Origin of the sequence: Aeromicrobium sp. Root472D3 (genome assembly GCF_001426485.1) — a bacterium.
Lineage (GTDB): Bacteria > Actinomycetota > Actinomycetes > Propionibacteriales > Nocardioidaceae > Aeromicrobium.
The window spans coordinates 2,776,859-2,798,514 of sequence record NZ_LMET01000001.1; the positions used below are offsets into that span (position 1 = coordinate 2,776,859).

Sequence of the window (21,656 nt, forward strand, 5' to 3'; positions counted from 1 at the left end):
TGGGGACTCGGAGACTCCACCGTACTCGGTGGGCGTTCACTTCTGCCACAGGCGTACCGACCTCGGTCAGAAGAACGTGAGCTCGACGATGCGCTGCAGGATGTAGATGCCGATGATCAGGATCATGGGCGACAGGTCGAGCATCACCGAGCCGAGGCGCAGCGGGGGGATGACGTTGCGGACGGCGCGCAGCGGCGGGTCGGTCACGGAGTACAGACCCTCGCACAGCACCGCCACGACGCCGCGGGGACGCCAGTTGCGCGCCAGCATCTGCACCCAGTCGAGCACGAACCGGGCGATCAGCAGCAGCAGCGCGATCCACAGGACGAAGAGCAGGATGTTGCCGACTGTGGCCATCCGTCAGCTCTGGTTGAAGAAGCCGCCGGCAGCGATGCGCTGCTTGTCCTCGTCGGTGACCGAGATGTTCTCGGGCGACAGCAGGAACACCTTGGCGGTGACGCGGTTGATCGATCCGTGCACCGCAAAGACCAGGCCCGCGGCGAAGTCGACGAGGCGCTTGGCGTCGTCGTCGTCGATCTCGGAGAGGTTCATGATGACGGGCACGCCGGCGCGGTACTGCTCGCCGACCGTGCGGGCGTCGTTGTAGGTGCGCGGCGTCACGGTCTCGATGCGCGCGAGGTCGGACGCCGTGGAGGCGCGACGCTCAGGACGCTCGACCCGCTCGGGACGACGGCGCTCGTCGATGCTGGAGACCGTGGAGGGCCGCACGACGGCGGGAGCGGCCTGACGCGCGGGCGCCTGCTGCCGGGCCGGGGCCTCGTCGGGCTCGAGCTCGTCGAACTCGTCGTCGAAGTCGGCCTGTTCGACGAGTCCGAGGTACTCGCCGACCTTCCGCATTGCGCCAGCCATGATTTCTCCGTGGGTCCGTGTCGGTTGTGACAGTGCTGAGATTACCCGGTGACGGCACGCTCGCCGAGCACCGAACGCCCGATCCGCAGGTGTGTCGCGCCGGCGGCGACGGCGGCCTCGAGGTCGCCGCTCATGCCGGCCGACACGATCGACGCGTCGGGGTGGTCGCGGCGCAGCTCGGCCGACAGCCGCACCAGGTGGTCGAAGTGCGGCCGGGGGTCCTCGCCGAGCGGCGCGACGGTCATGAGGCCGCCGAGCTCGAGGCCCGGTGCGCCGGCGATCGCGTCGGCGACGACGCCGATGCCGTCGGGCAGGACACCGGCCCGCCCGGCGTCGGTGGCCTGGAAGTCGACCTGCACGAGGCACGTCAGCGTCCGGCCCGCCGCCTCGGCACCCCGCGACAGCGAGTTGACGAGCTTGACGCGGTCGACGCTGTGCACGAGGTCGGCGTAGCGGGCCACGGCACCGGCCTTGTTGGTCTGCAGCCCGCCGAGGAAGTGCCAGCGCAGGGGCGCGGCGACCTGCTCGGCCTTGTCGCCGGCCTCGGGGTGCCGGTTCTCGCCGACGTCGACGACGCCCAGCTCGGCCAGGATCTCGACGTCGGAGGCGGGATAGGTCTTGGTGACCACGACGAGCGTGATCTCGTCGCGCGAGCGACCGGCGGCGGCGCACGCCTCGACGATGCGCTGCTCGGTCTCGGCCAGTGACGCCGTCAGCTCGGCGCGACGGTCGTCGACGTCGGCGCTCACCGGACCACCGCCACGGCGCCGAAGCGGCCGGAGTCCTGGCCCTGCCGGCGGTACGAGAACCACCGGTCGTGCTCGATCGTGCACTCGTCGGCCCCGAGGTCGGTCGCATCGACGTCGTCGGCGGCCAGCTGCGCCAGCACGCCCGCGCCGACGTCGATCGACGCGGTGCCCCACGACGTGTTGGCGCGGGCCTGCGGGACGACCTCGGCGACGGCGTCGGCCATGGCGGCAGGCAGCTCGTAGCACCGTCCGCAGGCGCGCGGGCCGACCCAGGCCCGCAGGCGGGACGTGCCGCGGGCGCGCATCGCGCGCACGGCGGCCGGGACGACCCCCTTGACGAGCCCCTCCCGTCCGCAGTGCACCACGGCCGCGACCCCCTGGCCGGCCAGCACGACCGGCGTGCAGTCGGCGACCCGCACCAGCACGGCGGTGCCCGGGCGGTCGGTCAGCAGCGCGTCGGCCACCGGCACGTCGCCGTCGGCGACGGCATCGGCCCACACGACGTCGTTGCCGTGCACCTGGGTCATGCGCACGAGCCGGTCGGCGCCGACGGCCCCGCCGACGAGCGCGAGGTTGTCGGCGACCCGCGCGGGGTCGTCACCGTTGGACGTGCCGAGGTTGAGCGAGCCCCACGATCCCTCGCTCGTGCCACCGCTGCGGTCGGTGAACGCGAACGAGACGTCGCCGTGGCTGCCCTCGAACCAGATCACCCGTCGCGTCCCCGATCCGCTCAGCGCAGGAAGTCGGGCACGTCGAGGTCGTCGCCGTAGTCGGCCGGCAGCGGCTCGGGCGGCGACGTGCGGCGGCCCGCACCGTCGCGCGGGGGCAGGCTCGGGCGTCCGCCGTCGAGGTACGGGTCGGGCGGCAGGTAGCTCTCGGCCGTCGGCGGCGAGGCGGCCGCCGGCGGGGCGACCGGCGGATCGGACGGGGCGGGGTTCTCCTTGAGCAGCGCGGGCTTGGTGGCGTCGCGCAGCATCGGCTCTCCCCCGTCGAAGCCGGCCGCGATGACGGTGACCCGCACCTCGTCGCCCAGGGCGTCGTCGATGACCGCACCGAAGATGATGTTGGCGTCGGGGTGCACGGCGTCGGCGACCAGGCCGGCGGCCTCGTTGATCTCGAACAGGCCGAGGTCGGAGCCACCGGCGATCGACAGCAGGACGCCGCGGGCGCCCTCGATCGACGCCTCGAGCAGGGGGCTGGAGACGGCGCTCTCGGCGGCGACGGCCGCCCGGTGCTCACCGCGGGCCGAGCCGATGCCCATCAGGGCGGAGCCGGCGTCGGACATGACCGACTTGACGTCAGCGAAGTCGAGGTTGATCAGGCCCGGCGTCGTGATGAGGTCGGTGATGCCCGAGACGCCCTGGTGCAGGACCTGGTCGGCCTGGCGGAACGAGTCGAGCAGGCTGACGTTGGGGTCGCTGATCGACAGGAGCCGGTCGTTGGGGATCACGATCAGCGTGTCGACCTCGTCGCGCAGCGCCTGGATGCCGGCGTCGGCCTGGCCCGAGCGGTTGCGACCCTCGAACTTGAACGGACGCGTCACGACGCCGATCGTCAGGGCGCCCAGCGAGCGGGCGATGCGGGCCACGACGGGCGCGCCGCCGGTGCCGGTGCCGCCGCCCTCGCCGGCCGTCACGAAGACCATGTCGGCGCCCTTGATGGCGGCCTCGATCTCCTCGGCGTGGTCCTCGGCGGCCTGCTTGCCGATCTCGGGGTTGGCGCCGGCGCCGAGCCCGCGCGTCGAGTCGCGACCGACGTCGAGCTTGACGTCGGCGTCGCTCATGAGCAGGGCCTGGGCATCGGTGTTGATCGCGATGAACTCGACACCCTTGAGCCCCACCTCGATCATCCGGTTGACGGCGTTGACTCCGCCGCCGCCGATGCCGACGACCTTGATCACGGCGAGGTAGTTCTGGACCGCCATCGTGTGTCCCTTCCGAGGATGTTGCGCAGTGTGGACGAGCTCGGTCTGAGACTCGTGGAGAACGTTCTCGATCGGCAGGCGGTAAACCTTAACCCTGAGGTAAAGAGTTATAGTTATGTCAACCTGCGACCTACCGAGAACGGTACGCGGACGTCGCGGTCCGGCGGCTCCGACACGCCGCGACTACGGCGTCGTGGTGGGCTGGTCGGGGGCGCTCACGTCGTAGCGCGACGCCTCGAGCCGCAGCAGCGGCGTCAGCACCTGCAGCTTGCGCCGTCCGTCGGCGCTGCTCCCCCACACGACCGTGCGGCCCTTGCTCAGCGTGAGCTCGATCGAGTCCTTGCTGCCGGCCGACACGGACTCGATCTCCTGGCGCAGCGCCGGGTCGCGCTCGCCGATCTGCACCACGACGGCGGCGACCGCCTCGGACGTCTGCAGGCGGTTGCGCGGCTCGCTGACGTCGATCGTCGCCTCGAGCAGCCCGTCGGGCGGTGAGCCGTACGAGCGGAAGGCGATGCCGTTGCGGTCGACCCCTCGCACCTCGCCGTCGACGCGCGTCCACATCACGGACCTGCGCTCGACGATCGTGATCGACACGGTGTGCGGCCACGACCGCCCCACGTCGACGGTGTCGACGCGGTCGAGCGCCGACACGCGCTGCTCGATCGCCTCGACGTCGACGCGCGCCAGGGGACGCCCCACCGGCACCTGCGCCGCCCGCAGCACCTGCGACTGCTTGAGCGTCGTGCGGCCCGCGACCTCGACGTCGCGCACCGACAGGACGCTCGAGAACCACACCAGCCACACCAGCGCGCCGAGCGCGACGACGCCCAGCACCGCGAGGACGATGCGCAGCCAGCGGCGTCGACGCTCCGACCGGCTGCGCTCGAAGAACCGGTCGGCCGTCATGCCAGCGCCTCGAGGACCGCGGGGCCGACCGTCGTGATGTCACCCGCCCCGAGCGTCAGCAGCAGGTCGCCGGGCCGCAGCTCGGGCAGCAGGACGTCGGCCAGCCCGGGGACCGGGCCGCCCAGGGTCGCGACGGGGCCGACGACGGCGTCGGCCACCAGCGCGGCGGTGACGGCCGGGTCGGGGTCCTCGCGCGCGAGGTAGATGTCGGCGACGACGACGCGGTCGGCGGCCGACAGGGCCGCGCCCATCTCGGCGCCGTACAGCCGCGTGCGGCTCACGAGGTGGGGCTGGTACGCCACGACCAGCCGGTCGGTGCCGGCGACGGCACGTGCCGCGGCAAGGTCGGCGGCGATCTCGGTCGGGTGGTGCGCGTAGGAGTCGTACACGCGGACGCCGCCGGCCTCGCCCAGCGACTGCATGCGGCGGTTGGCCCCCGTGTAGGCCCCGAGCCCCGCGATGAGCAGGTCGACGTTCTGGTCGAGCAGCAGCCCCGTGCCGAGCGCCAGCAACGCGTCGAGCGCGTAGTGCGCGCCCGGGACGGCCAGCTCGACCGGACCGAGGTCGACCCCCCGCAACGAGGCCGTGAACGTCGTCCGGGTGCCGTCGACCCGCAGGTGCTGCCCCATCAGGTCGGCGTCCTCGGCGAATCCCGCCGTCACGACCTCGAGTCCCGCGGCGCGGGCGACGTCGGCGAGGTGCCCCGCCCCGGGGTCGTCGGCGCTCAGCACGACGAAGCGTCCGACCCGTCCGACGAACTCGTCGAATGCCGCGGCGTAGGCCTCGACCGTGCCGTAGTTGTCGAGGTGGTCGGCGTCGACGTTGGTCACGACGGCCCCCTCGGGCCGGTAGACCAGGAAGGCGCCGTCGCTCTCGTCGGCCTCGGCGACCAGCAGGTCGCCCGATCCGAGCCGGGCGTTGGCCCCGAGGCTCGCGACCTCGGCGCCGATCGCGTAGGACGGCTCGGCGCCGGCCGCGATCAGCGCGCACGTCAGCATCGCCGTCGTGGTGGTCTTGCCGTGGGTGCCGGCGACGGCGATCGTGCGCCGACCCTCCATGACCGACCGCAGCCCCGCCGAGCGCGGCCACAGCCGCAGGCCGCGACGCTGCGCCTCGACGATCTCGGGGTTGTCGTCGCGCACCGCGGTCGACGCGATGACGGTGTCGACGCCGTCGAGCTGCGACGGGTCGTGGCCGACGTGGCACACGATGCCCTCGGCACGCAGGGCCCGCACGACCGCGGAGTCGAAGGCGTCGCTGCCGCTGACGGTGACGCCCTGCTGCGCCATGAGCCGCGCGATCGCGGACAGACCGGCCCCGCCGATGCCGATGAAGTGCACGTGCCCCAGCTCGCCGACAGGCGGGATGACGGAGGGGACCTCGATCCTCACGCCTTCTCCCCCGCCGCCTCGCGGATCATCGCCGCGAGCTTCTCGTCGGCGTCGCGCGCGACGATGCCCGCGGCGGCCTCCGACATCGCGGCGAGACGCCCCTCGTGCGAGACCAGCGGGATCACGACGTTGTCGATCCAGGTGGGCGTCAGCGCGGCGTCGTCGATCAGCAGCGCTCCCCCGGCCTGCACGACGGGGTGCGCGTTATGGGCCTGCTCGCCGTTGCCGATCGGCAGCGGCACGAACGCGGCCGGCAGCCCGGTGGCCGCGACCTCGGTGACGGTGTTGGCGCCGGCGCGGCACACGATCAGGTCGGCGGCGGCGTACGCGAGGTCCATGCGGTCGATGAACGGCACGACGACGTAGGGCGGGTCGCCCGGACGCGGGTTGACCACGACCTCCTCGGGTCGGCCGGCCGCGTGCAGCACCTGGACGCCCGCCGCCGCGAGGTCGCGGGCCGCTGCCGAGACGGCGTGGTTGATGCGCCGGGCGCCCTGCGAGCCGCCCGTGACGAGCAGCGTCGGGCGGTCGGCGTCGAGGCCGAAGAACTGCCGTGCCTCGTCGCGGGCGGCGGCCCGGTCGAGCCGGGAGATCTCGCGACGGATCGGCAGGCCGACGAACCGGGCGTGCGGCAGGTCGGTGTCGGGGAAGCTCGTCGCGACGTGCGGGGTGAACCGCGCGCCCAGCTTGTTGGCGATGCCCGGGATCGCGTTGCCCTCGTGCACCACCAGGGGGATGCGCCGGCGACGTGCCACCAGGTAGGCCGGCACCGACACGTAGCCGCCGAAGCCGACGATGACGTCGGGACGCACGCGGTCGACGACGTCGCCCGTCGCGCGGACCGCGGCCCTCAGCCGTCCGGGCACCTGCACCATGGCCTTGCCGGGGCGGCGCGGCAGCGGCACGGGCGGCACGAGCTCGAGCGGGTAGCCGGCCTGCGGGATCAGGGTGACCTCGAGCCCGCGCGGGGTGCCGAGGCACGTGATGTCGACGCCCGCGTCGGCCAGCACGGCCGCGGTCGCGAGCAGGGGGGAGGTGTGTCCGGCGGTTCCACCACCGGCGAGGAGCACGCGCACGCGTCATCGCCTCCCTGCGACGCGGACGGGGTGCGGGGCCGCGGCGCGCTTGCGGTTGGCGCGTCCGGCCGCGAGGGCCCGCTTGGCGCCCGGCTCGGTCGTGGCGCAGTTCAGCAGGATGCCCAGGGACACGAGGGTCACGAGCAGGCTCGAGCCGCCGTACGAGATGAGCGGCAGCGGGATGCCGATGACCGGCAGCATCCCGAGCACCATGCCGATGTTGATGATGGCCTGGATCAGCAGCCAGATCGTGATGCCGGACGCGGCGTAGCGGACGAACGGCTCCCGCGTGCGCATCGCGATGCGCATGCCGGCGAAGCCCAGCACGATGAACAGCACCAGGACGACGAGCGTGCCGAGCAGGCCGAGCTCCTCGCCGATCACGGCGAGGATGAAGTCGGTGTGGGCCTCGGGCAGCGACCCCCACTTCTGCCGGCTCCCGCCGAGCCCGACGCCCCAGAAGCCGCCGCGGGCCAGGGCCATCATGCCCTTGATGGCCTGGTAGCCGGCACTGTCGGGATCGGCCTGCGGGTTGGTGAAGTTCAGCAGGCGCTCGACGCGGTGCGGCGAGTTGGCGACCGCGACGACCAGGCCGACGAACAGACCCGCGACGATGCCGCCCATCTGGCGCCGGGGCAGGCCCGCGATCCACAGCATGCCGACGGTCAGGGCGAAGATCACGACCGCGGTGCCGAGGTCGCGCTGCAGCACGACGAGCAGGCCGACCGCACCGGCGACCGGCACCATCGGCGTCAGGACGTAGCGCGGCGTCGACAGGTACTTCTGCCGGCGGGCGTAGAGATCGGCGATCCACAGCACGAGGGCCAGCTTGGCGAACTCGGACGGCTGCAGCTGGAACCCGCCGAACAGCGGGAGCCAGTTGCGGTTGCCGTTGACCGTGATGCCGACACCGGGGATGAAGGTCGCGCAGATCAGGGCCACCGAGACCAGCAGGAACGGCAGGATCAGCCGGCGGATCAGGCTCAGCGGCATGCGGGCCGCGACGACAGCGCCCGTGATGCCCAGCACCGCGAAGATCAGCTGGCGCAGGACGATCGAGAACGAGTTGCCGTAGTGCACCAGCGCGAAGACCGAGCTGGCGCTCAGCACCATGATCAGCCCGATGCCGAGCAGCAGCGCCGAGGTGCCGAGCACGAGCTGGTACGACGCGAGCGGACGCTCGAGCGTCCGGCGTATCGCCTCGCTGGTGCTCCGCATCGTGGTCGTCCTCCGTGCCCGGGCTGGTCTGTCGGGGTGCTCGTGTCTCGGTGGGGCTACGACCGGTCGCGCAACCTGTGCACCGCCGCCGCGAAGCTGTCGCCCCGGGCGGAGTAGTTGCGGAACTGGTCCATGGAGGCGCACCCCGGGGCCAGCAGCACCGTGTCGCCCCGACGGGCGAGCGGGGCGGCGACCTCGACGACGCGATCCATGGGGTCAGTCTCGCCGGTGTCGACCTCCACGACCGGCACATCAGGCGCGTGTCGCCGCAGCGCGTCGGCGACGACGGCGCGGTCGGCACCGACGAGGACCACGGCCCGGAGCCGGTCGCGGGTCGCGATCACGAGCTCGTCGAACGTCGCACCCTTGGCCAGTCCCCCGGCGATCCAGACGACGTCGTCGAATCCCTGCAGCGACGCCTGCGCCGCGTGCGGGTTGGTGGCCTTGGAGTCGTCGACCCAGCGGACGCCGTCGATCTCGGCGACGTCGGCGATGCGGTGGGCGTCGGGGCTGAACGCGCGCAGGCCGTCGCGGACGGCGCGCGGCTCGACGCCGTGGGCCCGCGCGAGGGCCGCCGCCGCGAGGGCGTCCGCGACGACGTGCGGTGCCGGGACGCGGCTCGCGTCGCCGTGCGCGGCCAGCCCGATGTCGCCGAGGCTGCCGAGCTCGGCGGCGCTCGAGATGCGTCCGGGGATGAAGGCGCGGTCGGCGATCGCGTCGTCGACGAGGCCGATCATGCCCGTGGCGGGGATGCCGAGCGTGAACCCGATCGCCCGGCAGCCCTCGACGACCTCCGCGTCCTCGACCATCCGCTCGGTCGCGGGGTCCTGCACGTTGTAGACCGCCGCGACCTGGGTGCGCTCGTAGATGCGCGCCTTGTCGGCGCTGTAGGCGTCGAGACCGCCGTGCCAGTCGATGTGGTCGGGCGCGACGTTGAGCACGGCGCTGGCGCGGGCCGAGATCGACCGGCTCCAGTGCAGCTGGTAGCTCGACAGCTCGACCGCCAGGACGTCGAAGGGCTCGGGGTTCATGACGGCCTCGAGGACCGGCGTGCCGACGTTGCCGACGGCCAGCGCGTTGAGGCCCTGCGCCCGCAGGATCGACTCGAGCATCTGTACCGTCGTGGTCTTGCCGTTGGTGCCCGTGACCGTCAGCCACGGCGCGGCGTCCTGGCCGCGCAGCCTCCACGCGAGCTCGACCTCGCCCCAGACCGGGACGCCGCGGGCCGCGGCCTCCGCGAGCAGCGGTGTCGACGGCGACCAGCCGGGCGACGTCACGACCAGGTCGACGCCGTCGGGGAACGTCGCGGTGGAGCCGGGGCCGATGCGGACGTCGACGCCCAGGATCTCGAGCAGCGTCGCCTTCTCGCGCAGCGCGTCGTCGTCGCCGTCGTCGAGCGCGACGACGTCGGCGCCCAGGTGCTGCAGGGTGTCGGCGGCCGCGAAGCCGCTGACGCCGAGGCCGCCCACGGCCGCACGGACGCCCTCCCAGGACGACTCGCGCCCCAGGGTGGAGATGTCGACCGTCATACGCCCGTGACCCACTCGCTGTAGAAGATGCCGAGGCCCGCGGCGACGCACAGGCCGCTGATGATCCAAAAACGGACGACGATCGTGATCTCGGCCCAGCCCAGCAGCTCGAAGTGGTGCTGCAGGGGCGCCATGCGGAAGATCCGTTTGCCGCCGGAGATCTTGAACCACCCGACCTGCAGGATCACCGACATCGTGATCGCGACGAACAGGCCGCCGATGACGACGAGCAGCAGCTCGGTGCGGGTCATCAGGGCGAAGCCGGCCATCGCGCCGCCGAGCGACAGCGAGCCCGTGTCGCCCATGAAGATCTTGGCCGGCGAGGCGTTCCACCACAGGAAGCCGAAGCAGGCACCCGTCAGGGCCGAGGCGACGACCGCGAGGTCGAGCGGGTCGCGCACCTCGTAGCACTTCATCCCGGGGTTGACCGAGCAGTTCTGCCCGCTCTGCCAGATGTTGATGAAGATGTAGGCGCCGAACACCATCATGGCCGAGCCGATCGCCAGACCGTCCAGGCCGTCGGTCAGGTTGACGCCGTTGCTGGTGCCGGCGACGAGCAGCAGCACCCAGATGACCAGCAGCACGGTCGGCAGACGCCAGCCGTCGATGTCGCGGGTGAACGAGATGGCGTGCGTGATCGGGGTGCGCCCGGTGTCGTCCTCCCAGCCGATCGCGAGCCACGCGAAGATCAGTCCGACGACGGTCTGGCCGATCAGCTTGGCCTTGCTGCGCAGGCCGAGGTTGCGCTGCTTGGAGACCTTGATGAAGTCGTCGAGGAAGCCGATCGCGCCGAGCCCCACGAACAGGAACAGCAGCAGCAGGGCCGAGGCGCTGGGCGCCGTCTGCGTCGCGAGCTTGGCCGCGAAGTAGCCGATCACGACCGCCACGATGATGACGAGGCCGCCCATCGTCGGCGTGCCGCGCTTGGTGTGGTGGGACGTCGGACCGTCGTCGCGGATCAGCTGGCCGTAGCCCTGCTTGACGAGCACCGAGATCGCGAACCGGGTGCCGATCAGGGTCACCAGCAACGACAGCGCTCCTGCGATCAGGATGGCCTTCATCGCGTGGTGGTTCCTTCCAGCAGTGCTCGGGCGACGCGTTCGAGACGAACGCCCCTCGATGCTTTCACAAGAACCACCTCGTCCCCCGACAGGCTCGCGGGGAGTGTGTGGGTCGCCACATCGACGTCGGTCACGGTCTCGGCGACGGCTCCGGCCCCCTCGGCGATGCCGTGGGCACCGTCGCCGACGACGACCACGCGGGCGTATCCCAGCTCGGCCGCCAGGCGCCCGATGCGGCGGTGCGCGTCGTCGGCGTCGTCGCCGAGCTCGAGCATCGCACCCAGCACCGCGACGGCACGCCCGCCGCCGATCGCCGCCACGGCGCGCAGCGCGGCCTCCATCGACTCGGGGTTCGCGTTGTAGGCGTCGTTGACGACGACGAGGCCGTCGTCGCGGACGTGCCGCTCCATGCGCATGGGCGACGTGGCGCTGCCAGCGCTCGCGAGCCGATCGACGACGGTCGGCAGGTCGAGGCCCAGCGAGACGGCGGCGAGCGCCACCGCGGCGGCGTTCATGGCGTGGTACCCACCGATCAGCGGGACGGTGGCCTCGACGCGCCGCCGGTCGTGGCCCAGCGTGAAGTGCGGCGCCCCGCCCTCGTCGAGACGCACGTCGCCGATCTCCATGTCGGCGTCGTCGCCCGTGCCGAACGTGCGCACGGACGCCTCGGTGCGCGTGCGCATCGCGGCGACGCGGACGTCGTCGGCGTTCAGCACGACGACCCCGTCGGGCCCGACCGCCTCGGCCATCTCGCCCTTGGCGACCGCGATGTTGTCGGCCGAGCCGAACTCGCCGACGTGCGCCGAGCCGACGTTCAGCACGATGCCGATCGACGGCGGGGCGATCTCGCACAGCACCGCGATGTCGCCGATCGCGCGGGCACCCATCTCGACGACGAGGTACCGGGTCAGCTCGTCGACGCCGAGCACGGACAGCGGCACGCCGAGCTCGTTGTTGAAGTTGCCCCGCGTGGCGACCGTCGCGCCGTCGGGGGCCAGCACGTGGGCCAGCAGGTCCTTGACGCTGGTCTTGCCGCTCGACCCCGTCAGGGCCACGACCTGCACGTCCTCGCGCACGTCGAGCACGTGACGGGCCAGCAGACCGAGGGCGCGGGTCACGTCGGGCACCACCACGGCGGGCACACCGGTGTCGCGCGAGGCCAGCACCGCGGCCGCTCCCGCTGCGACGGCCCGCTCGGCGTAGTCGTGACCGTCGACGTGCTCGCCGGCGACGGCCACGAACAGCCCGCCCTCCTCGACGGCCCGCGAGTCGAGCGTCGCGGGGCCGTCGACGACGACCGCGGGGTCGCCGACGACCGTCCCGCCGGTGACGTCGGCGATCTCGGCGAGCGTCAGGGGGATCACGAGGCGGCCCCGATCAGCTCGACGAGCACCTCGCGGTCGTCGAACGGGTGCACGACGCCGTCGACCTCCTGTCCGCGCTCGTGCCCCTTGCCGGCCACCACGACGGTGTCGCCGAGGTGCGCCATCGCGACGGCGTGCGCGATCGCGTCGCGGCGGTCGGCGACCTCGATCGCCACGCCGGGGCCCGCGGCGGCCCCCTCCAGCACGGCGGCCCGGATCGCACCGGCACGCTCGGAGCGGGGGTTGTCGTCGGTCACGACCACGACGTCGGCGTGCCGAGCGGCCGCCTCGCCCATCAGGGGCCGCTTGCCGTGGTCGCGGTCTCCCCCGGCGCCGATCACGACGATCAGGCGTCCGGCCGTCACGGGGCGCAGCGCGGTCAGCACCGCGGTCACGGCATCGGGCTTGTGGGCGTAGTCGACGATCGCGGTGAACGGCTGCCCCGCCTCGACGCGCTCCATGCGACCCGGGACGCCGGTGCTGGCCGCGATGCCCGCCGCGAGCTCGACGGGGTCGTGACCGGCCGCGGTCAGCGCGGCGACGACCGCGAGGGCGTTCGAGACGTTGAACACGCCCGGCAGCGGCACCGACAGGTCGATCGCCAGCCCGTCGGGTCCGAGGACCTCGAGGTCGGTGCCGAGGCGGTGGGGGCGGACGTTGACGGCCCGCCAGTCGGCCGGGTTGCCGTCGGTCGAGAACGTCGTGACGGGCAGCGGCGTGAGCTGACGCAGCCGTCTGCCGTGCGCGTCGTCGACGTTGACGACGGCGTGCCGTGCCCGCTCCGGGGTGAACAGCGACGCCTTGGCCAGGAAGTACTCCTCGAGGTCGTGGTGGAAGTCGAGGTGGTCGCGACCGAGGTTCAGGAACACCGCGACGTCGAAGACGAAGCCGTCGGCACGTCCCTGAACGAGGGCATGGCTCGAGACCTCCATCGCGCACAGCTCGACCGACTCCTCGCGCATCACGGAGAACAGCGCCTGCAGCTGCGGCGCCTCCGGCGTCGTGAGGGTCGAGGCCGCGGGAACCCGTCCGATGCGGGTGCCGATCGTGCCCACGACGGCCGAGACCCGCTCGCCGAGAGCCGCCTCGGCGAGGTAGGTGGTCGTGGTCTTGCCCTGCGTGCCCGTGATGCCGACGGTCGTGAACGACTCGGCGGGGTGCCCGTAGAACGACGCGCTGAGTGCCGCGAGCCGGCGACGCGGCTCGTCGACGACGATCGTCGGCAGCACGTCGCCGACGAGGTCGGCGCCGGCAATATCGGTCAGCACCGCGGTCGCGCCGGCGGCGGCGGCCTGCGACACGTACGTGCCCCCGTGGGCGTTGGCGCCCGGCAGCGCGACGTACAGGTCGCCGGCGAGCACGTGGGCCGTGTTGAGCGCGATGCCCGTGACGACCGCGTCGCCGGACACCGCTGCGCCGAGCGTCTCCGCGAGCTCGGGGAGCGTCCATCGGGGGGTCGTGGTGGGTCGCACCCGCATCGCATCCGTCACCCAGCAACCCTACCGACCGCGACCACTGCCGAGGCATGCGCACCTCGCCGCGTCAGGGCAGTCGGAGCGTCGCCCGCACGGGGTGGTGGTCCGACGCCATGGGACGCACGGCGCGGCCGTGCCGCAGGGGTGCGACGACCTCCCAGTCGGAGACGGCGGTGCCTGACGGGACGAAGATCCGGTCGATGTGGTCGCCGTACCGCACCTCGCGGCGCGGACGCGACTCGAATCCGTTCGAGCTGCTCATCCACGCCCGCGTGAAAGACGTCGACTGCTGGTAGGCGTCGGTGTACCCGGCACGGGCGAGGATCCTCCCGACGGGATCGCCCCGGCGGGCCCGGCTGGAGTTGAAGTCACCGGCGTAGACGACGGGCCCCCTGGCTGCGGACGCCGCCATGCCTCGGATCAGCGCCCGTGCCTGACGCTGCCTCGCCCGCGCGGCGCTCCGTGACGTCCCCGCTTCGAGGTGCACCGAGACGAACGTGTACGGGCTGCCGGTCACGGTGTCGTGCATCGTGATCCACGGTGACGCAGCGCCCGCTGCGCGGACGACCCCGTCGTTCTCGACGTCGCCGACGTATTGCAGGTGGGCCCCGGGGCCGGACGTTCGCACGAGGACGACCTCGTTGCTCGTCTGCGCCGCCTGCACGAAGCCGCGCCGGCTCATCTGCGACCCGAAGTCGAAGCCGTGACCGGTGAGCTCCTGGACGGCCACGACGTCAGCGTCCGTCTCCTCGACACGTCGCACGATCGCGTCCCGCCGTGTCTTCCATCCCTGGCACACGGAGGCGCACACGTTGAAGGTCGCCACCCTGATCGACGTCGTGGCGGGCGTCCCGACGCGACGTGGGGTGGAGTGGCAGTAGCTCCTCGAGCGCTCCGTCCGGTTCGACCGTGCGACCGCGAAGCAGTACGAGCGCCCGGCCCGCAGGCCCGTGACGGTGCCGGTCGACGTCCTGGTGCGGACCGAGGTGGCGCGTCCGCCGGCCTGCGGGCGAGCCGTCAGCCGGTACGACCCCGTGCCCGCCCAGTCGAGGGTCATCGATGTCGGCGTCGCGGCCACGACCCACGGCGCGTCGACCCGTCCCCGTGCCACGGCCGGAGCCGCCAGAACGGACACGACGACCGACGCGACGATGCCGATGACGCCCAGCGTCCTCAAGATTCTCACTCCCGCACGCTAGGCGAACCCGAACCTCCGCGGGCCGACTTCACGCGAAACCGTCCGAGTCCCCCGGGTCCGAGCGAGCGCAGCGAGCGAAGGACAGGCGGCCGCAGCGAGGAACGAGCTGCGGAGAGGGCGAGGTACGAGCCCGAGGCGGCGAAGCCGCCCCGCCTACCAGGTCTGCTCGACCTTGGGGCTCTTGGAGCCGCTGGGCGCGACGCCGAACCGCTCGAGCGCCATCGACATGATGTCGTGGAACACCGGCGCGGCGGTCGAGCCGCCTCCCGCGTTGCTGTACGGCTTGTCGAGCACGATGTAGGTCAGGAAGCGCGGGTTGTCGGCAGGGGCGAAGCCCATGAACGACACCGTGTTCTGGCCGCGGATGTAGCGACCCGTCTGCGGGTCGACGCGCCACGCGGTGCCGGTCTTGCCGGCGACGCGGTAGCCCTCGATCTGCGCGGCGGGCGCGGTGCCGTCGTCGGCCGTGACGGCCTCCATCATGCGGGTGACGGTGGCGGCGGCGTCCTTGGAGACGACCCGGTGGCCCGGGGCCGACTCGACGGGCGTCTCGGTGCCCTCGGCGTCGACCGTGCCGGTGACGACGGTCGGCTCGCACATCGTGCCGGCGTTGGCGATGGCTCCCACGGCCCGCATCATCTGCATCGCGGTGACGGAGACGCCCTGGCCGAACGAGATCGTGGCGTGGTTGGCCTTGGTCCACGACGCCCCGTCGGTGAGGATGCCGTTGGACTCGCCGGGCAGGTTGACGCCGGTCTTCTGGCCGAAGCCGAACTTGGTGAAGTAGTCGTACATCGTCTGGTCGCTCATCTGCTGGGCGGCCACGATCGTGCCGAGGTTCGACGACTTGGCGATGACCCCGGCGGCGGTCAGGTTGATGCGGCCGTGCTCCCAGTAGTCGCCGATGCGGAACTTGTCGATCGTCAGGCTCGACGGCACCGAGATCGGGGTGTCGGCGGCGATCTTGCCCTGGTCGGCGAGGGCCGCCATCGTCACGGTCTTCATGACGCTGCCGGGCTCGTAGACGTTCTGCACGGCGCGCGAGACGGTGTTGGAGTCGTCCATGCCGGTGCGGGTGTCGGCGTCGAACGTGGGCGACTGCGACATCTGCACGATCTGGCAGGTCTTGACGTCCATCGTGATGGCCAGGCCCCAGTCGGAGCTCGACTCGGCGACGGCGTCGGTCAGGCGCTGGTCGGCGTACCACTGCAGGTCGCGGTCGATCGTGGTCTTGACGTCCTGGCCCGGCACCATCTTGGTGACGGTGCTGTCGGCCATCGGGATGCGCTGGCCGGTCGGCGAGACCTCGTACGTGCTCGAGCCGTCGGTGCCGGTCAGGGTCTTGTCGTACTGCTGCTCGAGCCCCGCGACGCCCTTGCCGGCGCCGTTGACGTAGCCGAGCAGGTTGGCCGCGAGCGAGCCGCCCGGGTAGGTGCGCAGGGTCTCCTTCTCGGTCGAGACCCCCGCGAGCTGGGCCTCCTGCAGGGCCGCGACGGCCTTGTCGGCCGTCCACTTGGGGATGTCGCGCGCGAGGACGACGTAGCGGGTCTTGGGGGTGCGCAGCGTGTCGATCGTGTCGAAGTAGTCGATCTCGTCGCCGAGCTCCTCGCGCAGGATCCGCGCGATCTGCGGGGCGTTGGCCGTCGTCAGCGTGGGGTCCGCGACGATCGTGAGGCCGTCGACGCTCGTCGCGAGCTGCGCTCCGTTGCGGTCGAGGATGTTGCCGCGCGGCGCGGGCTGCGTCTGCGGCTGGGTGCCGGCCTGGATCGATGCGGCGGCGTACGCGCTCGCGTCGATGCCCTGGATCTGGAAGAGCCGGGCGCCGAACAGCCCGAACACGAGGAAGACGCCGATCGTGCAGAACCGCAGCCTGCGCCGTGTCAGGCGGTGCCGGTCGTTCGTGGCGACGGTCACTGCGTCACGCTCCTGATGTTGCTGCCCGGCTCGGCCGCCTGGGGCTTGCCGAGCACCTTCCCGTCAGAGAGTCGCAGAAAGGCGGGGTTGGCGTTCGGCACCATGCCGATGGCGATGGCACGTTTCGCGACGTTGGCGGGGCTCTGCAGGCGGTCGACCTCGCGGGCGATCGACTGCTGGCGGGTCTCGAGCGAGGCGGCCTGGCGATCGAGCCGCGTCGCCTCGAACGACTGGGCCTGCAGGACCGTGCTCATCAGCACCAGGCCGACGAGTCCGGCACCCAGCACGCTGAGCACGACGACCACGAACGGCGCCTTGCGGGCGCGGCTCCGGACAGGGCGGACGAGTCGCAGACCCGCGGCCCTCGCGTCCTCCAGGACCTTGGGTGCGGGTGCCAACGTCCGCGCGACCATCGAGCTCATGCGGCCACCTTCGTGAGGGAGGAACGGTACGCAGCCGGCCGCATCGATCCGGCATCACGATTCACTCGCTGGCGCTCGCTCATGACTTGTTCCTCTCGGCCACGCGGAGCCGGACCGATCGGGCCCGGGGGTTGTCGTCGATCTCGTCGTCGGTCGCCAGCTCGGCGCCGCGAGTGACGAGGGAGAACTTGGCCTCGTGCCCGGCGGGCACGAACGGCATGTCGCGCGGCACGTCGGTCGTGGTGACCTCCGTGAGGGCGCGCTTGGTGATGCGGTCCTCGAGCGAGTGGTACGACAGCACCACGACCCGGCCACCGGGGGCGAGCACGTCGAGCGCGGCGGGCAGCGCCCGGCGGTAGACCCCCAGCTCGTCGTTGACCTCGATGCGCAGCGCCTGGAACGTCCGCTTGGCGGGGTTGCCGCCGGTGCGTCGCGCCGCCTGCGGGATCGAGTCGCGGATCAGGTCGACCAGGCGGGCGCTCGTGGTGAAGGGCTCGACGGCTCGCGCGGCCACGACGTTGTCGGCGATGCGCTTGGCGAACTTCTCCTCGCCGTACTCGCGCAGCACGCGCGACAGGTCGCGCGAGGTGTACGTGTTGAGGACGTCGGCGGCGGTCAGCTCGTCCTCGGCGTTCATCCGCATGTCGAGCGGGGCGTCCTGCGCGTAGGCGAAGCCGCGGTCGGCGAGGTCGAGCTGCATCGACGACACCCCGAGGTCGAACAGGACGCCCGAGACGGTCGTGAGACCGGCCCCCGCGACGACCTCGCCGATCTCGTCATAGACGGCGTGCGCGAACGTGACGCGGTCGCCGAACGGCGCGAGCCGGTCCTGCGCCCGCTTCAGGGCCTCGCGGTCACGGTCGATGCCGATGACGTGCAGGCCGTCGAAGCGCTGCAGCATCGCCTCGGTGTGACCGCCGAGGCCCAGGGTCGTGTCGACCACGACGGGCCGCTCCCCCGTCAGCGACGGCGCCAGCACGTCGAGCACGCGGTCCAGCAGCACCGGGACGTGGCTCGCGTCGGCCTGACCCGAGCCCGTCGGGGACGTCACAGCCGGCCCAGGCCGATCGAGATCAGCACCGCGAGGACGACCGACGAACCCAGCGAGAAGACCATCAGGCGGGCGCCGTCGGCGACCTCGTGCCGCACGCGTCGCGTCGGCGACGTCGTCGCGCCCGTCTCGATCGTCATGTCCCCTGCCCCTCGTCGCTCTCGTGCCCTGTCGTGTGCCCGGTCCCCCGCCCCGTCGTGGGGGCGGACGTCGTTCGTGTGCCCAGATCCACGACCGCTGGGTCTGACACCGGGGAAGTGATGTCAGAACCGCGCGGGCGCAGATCTCGCCGCACGAACGTCAGAAGATCCCGGGCATCACTTCTTCCGACATGTCCGCGAACGGACCTTCCTGCGATGCCGAGAACTCGTCCCACCGGGCCGAGTCCCAGATCTCGATGCGGTCCATCGCCCCGACGACCGTGCACTCCCGGTCGAGGTGCGCCCAGGTGCGCAGCACCGACGGGATCGGGATGCGGCCCTGCTTGTCGGGCACCTCCGACGAGGCGCCCGAGAAGAACATCCGGTTGAAGTTGCGTGCCGCCTGGTTGGTGAACGGCGTGTTGCGGATGCGGTCGGTGAAGGCGTTGAACGACTCGGTCGTCCAGCCGTAGACGCAGTTCTCCTGCCCACGGGTCAGCACGATGCCGGTCTCCAGGCGAGGGCGGAACTTGGCCGGCAGGAAGAGACGGCCCTTGTCGTCGAGTCGGGGGGTGTAGGTGCCGAAGAAGTTCGAGACATCCGGGTTCACCTCTCTCCTCCTCGTTGACGGCCGTGCGCTCCATTTCGCACCACTGTACTCCACGTTGCCCCACCAGACTACCATTCGCGGCCTGTTTTCGGGCATGTCGCAGCGATGTCCCCACGGGTCGCGAACGGCGTCGTGGCCCGTCAGGACAACGAAAAAACCGCCCCCGAGGGGGCGGTTCACGAAGAGGTGGAGCGAAGTGGGGCGTTCAGCCCCGCATCGGCGTCAGCGGGTCAGATGCCGTCGCCGTCGCGGCGGCGCTGCCAGCGCTCCTCCATGCGGTCGACGAACGAGCCGGACGGCTTCTGCTGACGCTGGCGCGGACCCGACGGCGCGGCCGTCTCATCGTCGCGACCACCGATGCCGCGCTTCCAGGCCTGGCTGAACAGGAACGCCGTCCCGACCATCAGCAGGAAGCCGATGACCCCGAGCCACGTCATCTTGGAGACGGCGCCGGAGAACATCACCACGAGCCCGGCGATGAAGCCGAGGGCCGACAGCACCGCGACGCGCCGGTTGCGGGCCATGAACTTGGACCCGCGCAGCGTGGAGGCGAAGTCGGGGTCTTCTGCGGCCAGCGACTGCTCGAGCTGGTGCAGCAGCCTGGCCTCTTCGTCAGAGAGTGGCACTCTTGCCTCCTGGATCGGGTGGTGCTGCTGTCAAGTCTAGGCGGGCGATCGTGTGCAGACCAGCCGAAAGACCTGTGAAGTCCGATGAGCTTCTCAGGATCTGCTCGAGCGCGAACAGCGCGTCGCGCGCACCGGGCTCGGTGTCGACGATCGCGCTGGGCACGAGGTCGGCGAAGACCCGCACGCCCTGGCTGCGGATCGTCGTGAAGTGCAGGTCGGACAGCAGGGCCTCGACCTCGTGCTGCACGAATCGTCGCGGCCCCATGGTGCGCAGGTTCCAGTCGCCCGCCGAGCGGGCCAGCAGGGTCTGGGCCGTGACGAAGTCGCCCGCCAGCGCCCGCGCCGCGACCGCGGCGTTGCGACCCGCGACCATCACGCTGACGTGACCGGCGGGGCGCAGGACCGTGGCGACGGTCGACAACGCCTCGGCCGGGTCGTCGACGTGCTCGAGCACCCCGTGGCACACGACCAGGTCGAACGAGGCGGCGGCCACGTGGTCGAGCAGGTCGGACGCATCGCCCAGCACGCCGGTCACCGGGACGGCCAGGCCGGCCTCGACGCCGCGGCGGTGCAGCGAGGCGAGGGCGTCGGGGCTCGGGTCGACGACCGTGACGCGGTGCCCGAGCTGGGCCAGCCGGACGGCGTCGCCGCCGGTACCGCCACCGAGGTCGAGGACGTCGAGCGACGCACCGTCGCCGGCGATCCGGACGGCGTCGACGACTGCCTGCCACATCAGCTCGGAGCGCACCGGACCCATGACCGACACTGTAGTCACAGGCCCCCGGCCCGCTCCCCACCGCGCTCCCCCGCCCCCGCCCGGCCCGTGTCCGGCCGGGCGCCGCCCGGCCCGTACGCTTCCGGCCATGGCGAACGTCGTGGTGGTCGGTGCCGGCTTCGCGGGCCTGTCCGCCGCCGCGCGCCTCGCGAAGCTGCGGCACGACGTCACGCTCGTCGAGTCGGGCGACCGGCTGGGCGGACGCCTGCACGGTCACGTCGTCGACGGCCACGCGTGGCCCCTCGACCTCGACACCGTGACGCTGCCCGGCGTCTTCCGCGACCTGTTCCGCAAGTCGGGGCGTCCCATCGACCGTGTCATCGGCCTCGACAAGACGCACGGACGGCGTCACCTCTTCAAGGACGGGTCGGTGCTCGACCTGCCGCTCGGCAACCGGGGCGACCAGCACGAGGCCGTCGTGGCGCTGACCGGAGAGGACGAGTGGTCGCCGTGGGTCGACCGGTTCGCCGAGCCCTGGAACCTCATCCGCCTGACCGCGCTCGACCAGGTCTTCGCAGGACGCAGGGCCGTCGACCGCCCCGCCCGCAAGGTGCTGCGGCCCCGGCGCACGGTGGAGTCGCTCGACCGCGAGCTCGCCGACGAGCGCCTCGCCAAGATCGTCCTCGACCCCGTGCGTCTCGCGGGCCACGACCGCCGGTCGACCCCCGCCTTCGTCGCGGTCAGCCACTACGTCGAGCGGTCGTTCGGGCGCTGGCGCTTCGACGGCGGCCTGCCGGCCCTGGCGCACGCCCTCGAGCAGCGCCTCGCGGAGCGACGCGTCACGGTCGAGCTCGGCGAGACGGGTGTCGAGATCACGCGCGCGGCGGGTCAGGTCACGGGCGTCGTGACGGACCGTCGCACGATCGCGGCGGACGTCGTCGTCTGGTGCGCGCCGACGATCCCCGCTCCCCTGCCTCCCGTCCGCATGCTGCCGGTCATCCCCGCGGCACGGACGTTCGTGACGCTCGGCCCCGGCGCGCCCGAGCTCGCCGACGAGACCCTCGTGCACGGCAACCCACCCGTGCGCATCTACACGGCCGGCGAGCGCCGGTGGACCATCGAGCACCACAGCGGCGAGGACCCCCTGCAGGCCCTGGCCCGGTTCGGCCTCGACCTGCGCGCGCACGTCGAGTCGCGGTCCACGCTCTCGCCCAGCCAGCTCGTGACGGCCGGCCACTGGGGCTGGGCCTGGAGCACCTGGACCACGGCCTTCGACCTGCCGGGCGTCGCCCCCGCCGGCGGCCTGTACTTCGCCGGGGCGCACGCCTACCCGGGTGGCACCCTGGAGGGCATCGGCATGGCGACCGCGGCGATCGCCGCCGACGTCGGCGCCGTCGGTCGCTGACGTCGGGGC

The 21,656-nt window shown here is 72.2% G+C and carries 22 protein-coding genes; 1 reads left to right on the top strand and 21 read right to left on the bottom strand.

Annotated features, from left to right (window positions below; all coding sequences use genetic code 11):
- Positions 1-66: 66 nt before the first annotated feature.
- The 21 genes from ASD10_RS13650 to ASD10_RS13745 form a co-directional block, all read right to left on the bottom strand.
- Positions 67-357 (bottom strand): YggT family protein, encoded by a 291-nt coding sequence (locus ASD10_RS13650; protein ID WP_056609308.1) that lies wholly within the window; start codon positions 355-357, stop codon positions 67-69.
- A gap of 3 nt (positions 358-360) precedes the next feature.
- Positions 361-870, bottom strand: coding sequence for a cell division protein SepF (locus ASD10_RS13655; RefSeq protein ID WP_056609311.1), 510 nt, complete (start codon positions 868-870; stop codon positions 361-363).
- Between the two features lie 41 nt (positions 871-911).
- Complete coding sequence (locus ASD10_RS13660; RefSeq protein ID WP_056609313.1) at positions 912-1,619, bottom strand: YggS family pyridoxal phosphate-dependent enzyme; 708 nt, start codon at positions 1,617-1,619, stop codon at positions 912-914.
- Positions 1,616-2,329, bottom strand: a complete 714-nt coding sequence (locus ASD10_RS13665; RefSeq protein WP_056609315.1) for a polyphenol oxidase family protein — start codon at positions 2,327-2,329, stop codon at positions 1,616-1,618. Before ASD10_RS13665 ends, ASD10_RS13660 begins: the two co-directional genes overlap by 4 nt.
- A 20-nt stretch (positions 2,330-2,349) precedes the next feature.
- Positions 2,350-3,543 carry a cell division protein FtsZ gene (gene ftsZ, locus ASD10_RS13670; RefSeq protein ID WP_056609316.1) on the bottom strand — a complete coding sequence of 398 codons (1,194 nt, stop codon included), beginning with the start codon at positions 3,541-3,543 and terminating at the stop codon, positions 2,350-2,352.
- A gap of 183 nt (positions 3,544-3,726) precedes the next feature.
- Positions 3,727-4,452 carry a cell division protein FtsQ/DivIB gene (locus tag ASD10_RS13675; protein ID WP_056609318.1) on the bottom strand — a complete coding sequence of 242 codons (726 nt, stop codon included), beginning with the start codon at positions 4,450-4,452 and terminating at the stop codon, positions 3,727-3,729.
- Positions 4,449-5,843: a UDP-N-acetylmuramate--L-alanine ligase gene (gene murC, locus ASD10_RS13680; protein ID WP_056609320.1), complete on the bottom strand. Its 1,395-nt coding sequence runs from the start codon at positions 5,841-5,843 to the stop codon at positions 4,449-4,451. Before murC ends, ASD10_RS13675 begins: the two co-directional genes overlap by 4 nt.
- Positions 5,840-6,919 carry an undecaprenyldiphospho-muramoylpentapeptide beta-N-acetylglucosaminyltransferase gene (gene murG / locus ASD10_RS13685; RefSeq protein WP_056609322.1) on the bottom strand — a complete coding sequence of 360 codons (1,080 nt, stop codon included), beginning with the start codon at positions 6,917-6,919 and terminating at the stop codon, positions 5,840-5,842. Before murG ends, murC begins: the two co-directional genes overlap by 4 nt.
- 3 nt (positions 6,920-6,922) lie before the next feature.
- Positions 6,923-8,137 carry a putative lipid II flippase FtsW gene (ftsW, locus tag ASD10_RS13690; protein ID WP_056609323.1) on the bottom strand — a complete coding sequence of 405 codons (1,215 nt, stop codon included), beginning with the start codon at positions 8,135-8,137 and terminating at the stop codon, positions 6,923-6,925.
- 56 nt (positions 8,138-8,193) lie between these two features.
- Positions 8,194-9,666, bottom strand: coding sequence for a UDP-N-acetylmuramoyl-L-alanine--D-glutamate ligase (gene murD, locus ASD10_RS13695; RefSeq protein ID WP_056609325.1), 1,473 nt, complete (start codon positions 9,664-9,666; stop codon positions 8,194-8,196).
- Positions 9,663-10,727: a phospho-N-acetylmuramoyl-pentapeptide-transferase gene (mraY, locus tag ASD10_RS13700; protein ID WP_056609328.1), complete on the bottom strand. Its 1,065-nt coding sequence runs from the start codon at positions 10,725-10,727 to the stop codon at positions 9,663-9,665. The genes murD and mraY overlap by 4 nt, the downstream gene beginning before the upstream one ends.
- A complete protein-coding gene (gene murF, locus ASD10_RS13705) occupies positions 10,724-12,091 on the bottom strand; it encodes a UDP-N-acetylmuramoyl-tripeptide--D-alanyl-D-alanine ligase (RefSeq protein ID WP_056609330.1) in 1,368 nt (455 codons plus the stop codon). Before murF ends, mraY begins: the two co-directional genes overlap by 4 nt.
- A complete protein-coding gene (locus ASD10_RS13710) occupies positions 12,088-13,581 on the bottom strand; it encodes a UDP-N-acetylmuramoyl-L-alanyl-D-glutamate--2,6-diaminopimelate ligase (protein ID WP_200938274.1) in 1,494 nt (497 codons plus the stop codon). The genes murF and ASD10_RS13710 overlap by 4 nt, the downstream gene beginning before the upstream one ends.
- A gap of 52 nt (positions 13,582-13,633) precedes the next feature.
- Positions 13,634-14,752: an endonuclease/exonuclease/phosphatase family protein gene (locus tag ASD10_RS13715; RefSeq protein ID WP_157432606.1), complete on the bottom strand. Its 1,119-nt coding sequence runs from the start codon at positions 14,750-14,752 to the stop codon at positions 13,634-13,636.
- Positions 14,753-14,917: 165 nt separating this feature from the next.
- Complete coding sequence (locus tag ASD10_RS13720; protein WP_056609335.1) at positions 14,918-16,678, bottom strand: penicillin-binding protein 2; 1,761 nt, start codon at positions 16,676-16,678, stop codon at positions 14,918-14,920.
- Positions 16,675-17,100, bottom strand: coding sequence for a hypothetical protein (locus ASD10_RS13725; protein WP_056609337.1), 426 nt, complete (start codon positions 17,098-17,100; stop codon positions 16,675-16,677). Before ASD10_RS13725 ends, ASD10_RS13720 begins: the two co-directional genes overlap by 4 nt.
- A 79-nt stretch (positions 17,101-17,179) precedes the next feature.
- Entirely contained in the window at positions 17,180-18,151 is a 972-nt protein-coding gene (gene rsmH, locus ASD10_RS13730; RefSeq protein WP_056609339.1) for a 16S rRNA (cytosine(1402)-N(4))-methyltransferase RsmH, read from the bottom strand.
- Complete coding sequence (locus ASD10_RS18875; protein WP_157432607.1) at positions 18,148-18,291, bottom strand: hypothetical protein; 144 nt, start codon at positions 18,289-18,291, stop codon at positions 18,148-18,150. Before ASD10_RS18875 ends, rsmH begins: the two co-directional genes overlap by 4 nt.
- 160 nt (positions 18,292-18,451) lie before the next feature.
- Complete coding sequence (mraZ, locus tag ASD10_RS13735; protein WP_056609340.1) at positions 18,452-18,901, bottom strand: division/cell wall cluster transcriptional repressor MraZ; 450 nt, start codon at positions 18,899-18,901, stop codon at positions 18,452-18,454.
- 230 nt (positions 18,902-19,131) lie between these two features.
- A complete protein-coding gene (locus ASD10_RS13740; RefSeq protein ID WP_056609342.1) occupies positions 19,132-19,527 on the bottom strand; it encodes a DUF3040 domain-containing protein in 396 nt (131 codons plus the stop codon).
- Positions 19,514-20,284 carry a bifunctional 2-polyprenyl-6-hydroxyphenol methylase/3-demethylubiquinol 3-O-methyltransferase UbiG gene (locus tag ASD10_RS13745; RefSeq protein ID WP_056610569.1) on the bottom strand — a complete coding sequence of 257 codons (771 nt, stop codon included), beginning with the start codon at positions 20,282-20,284 and terminating at the stop codon, positions 19,514-19,516. The genes ASD10_RS13740 and ASD10_RS13745 overlap by 14 nt, the downstream gene beginning before the upstream one ends.
- A 106-nt stretch (positions 20,285-20,390) precedes the next feature.
- Here ASD10_RS13745 and ASD10_RS13750 point away from each other — a divergent pair, with 106 nt between their 5' ends.
- Entirely contained in the window at positions 20,391-21,647 is a 1,257-nt protein-coding gene (locus tag ASD10_RS13750; protein WP_056609344.1) for an NAD(P)/FAD-dependent oxidoreductase, read from the top strand.
- Positions 21,648-21,656: the final 9 nt, after the last annotated feature.

Excerpts from the sequence above, each read along its gene's own strand:
- ASD10_RS13650 (WP_056609308.1), bottom strand. The coding sequence starts at position 357 with ATGGCCACAGTCGGCAACATCCTGCTCTTCGTCCTGTGGATCGCGCTG.
- ASD10_RS13655 (WP_056609311.1), bottom strand. The coding sequence starts at position 870 with ATGGCTGGCGCAATGCGGAAGGTCGGCGAGTACCTCGGACTCGTCGAA.
- ftsZ (WP_056609316.1), bottom strand. The coding sequence starts at position 3,543 with ATGGCGGTCCAGAACTACCTCGCCGTGATCAAGGTCGTCGGCATCGGC.
- ASD10_RS13675 (WP_056609318.1), bottom strand. The coding sequence starts at position 4,452 with ATGACGGCCGACCGGTTCTTCGAGCGCAGCCGGTCGGAGCGTCGACGC.
- ftsW (WP_056609323.1), bottom strand. The coding sequence starts at position 8,137 with ATGCGGAGCACCAGCGAGGCGATACGCCGGACGCTCGAGCGTCCGCTC.
- murD (WP_056609325.1), bottom strand. The coding sequence starts at position 9,666 with ATGACGGTCGACATCTCCACCCTGGGGCGCGAGTCGTCCTGGGAGGGC.
- mraY (WP_056609328.1), bottom strand. The coding sequence starts at position 10,727 with ATGAAGGCCATCCTGATCGCAGGAGCGCTGTCGTTGCTGGTGACCCTG.
- ASD10_RS13725 (WP_056609337.1), bottom strand. The coding sequence starts at position 17,100 with ATGAGCTCGATGGTCGCGCGGACGTTGGCACCCGCACCCAAGGTCCTG.
- ASD10_RS18875 (WP_157432607.1), bottom strand. The coding sequence starts at position 18,291 with ATGACGATCGAGACGGGCGCGACGACGTCGCCGACGCGACGCGTGCGG.
- ASD10_RS13745 (WP_056610569.1), bottom strand. The coding sequence starts at position 20,284 with ATGGGTCCGGTGCGCTCCGAGCTGATGTGGCAGGCAGTCGTCGACGCC.
- ASD10_RS13750 (WP_056609344.1), top strand. The coding sequence starts at position 20,391 with ATGGCGAACGTCGTGGTGGTCGGTGCCGGCTTCGCGGGCCTGTCCGCC.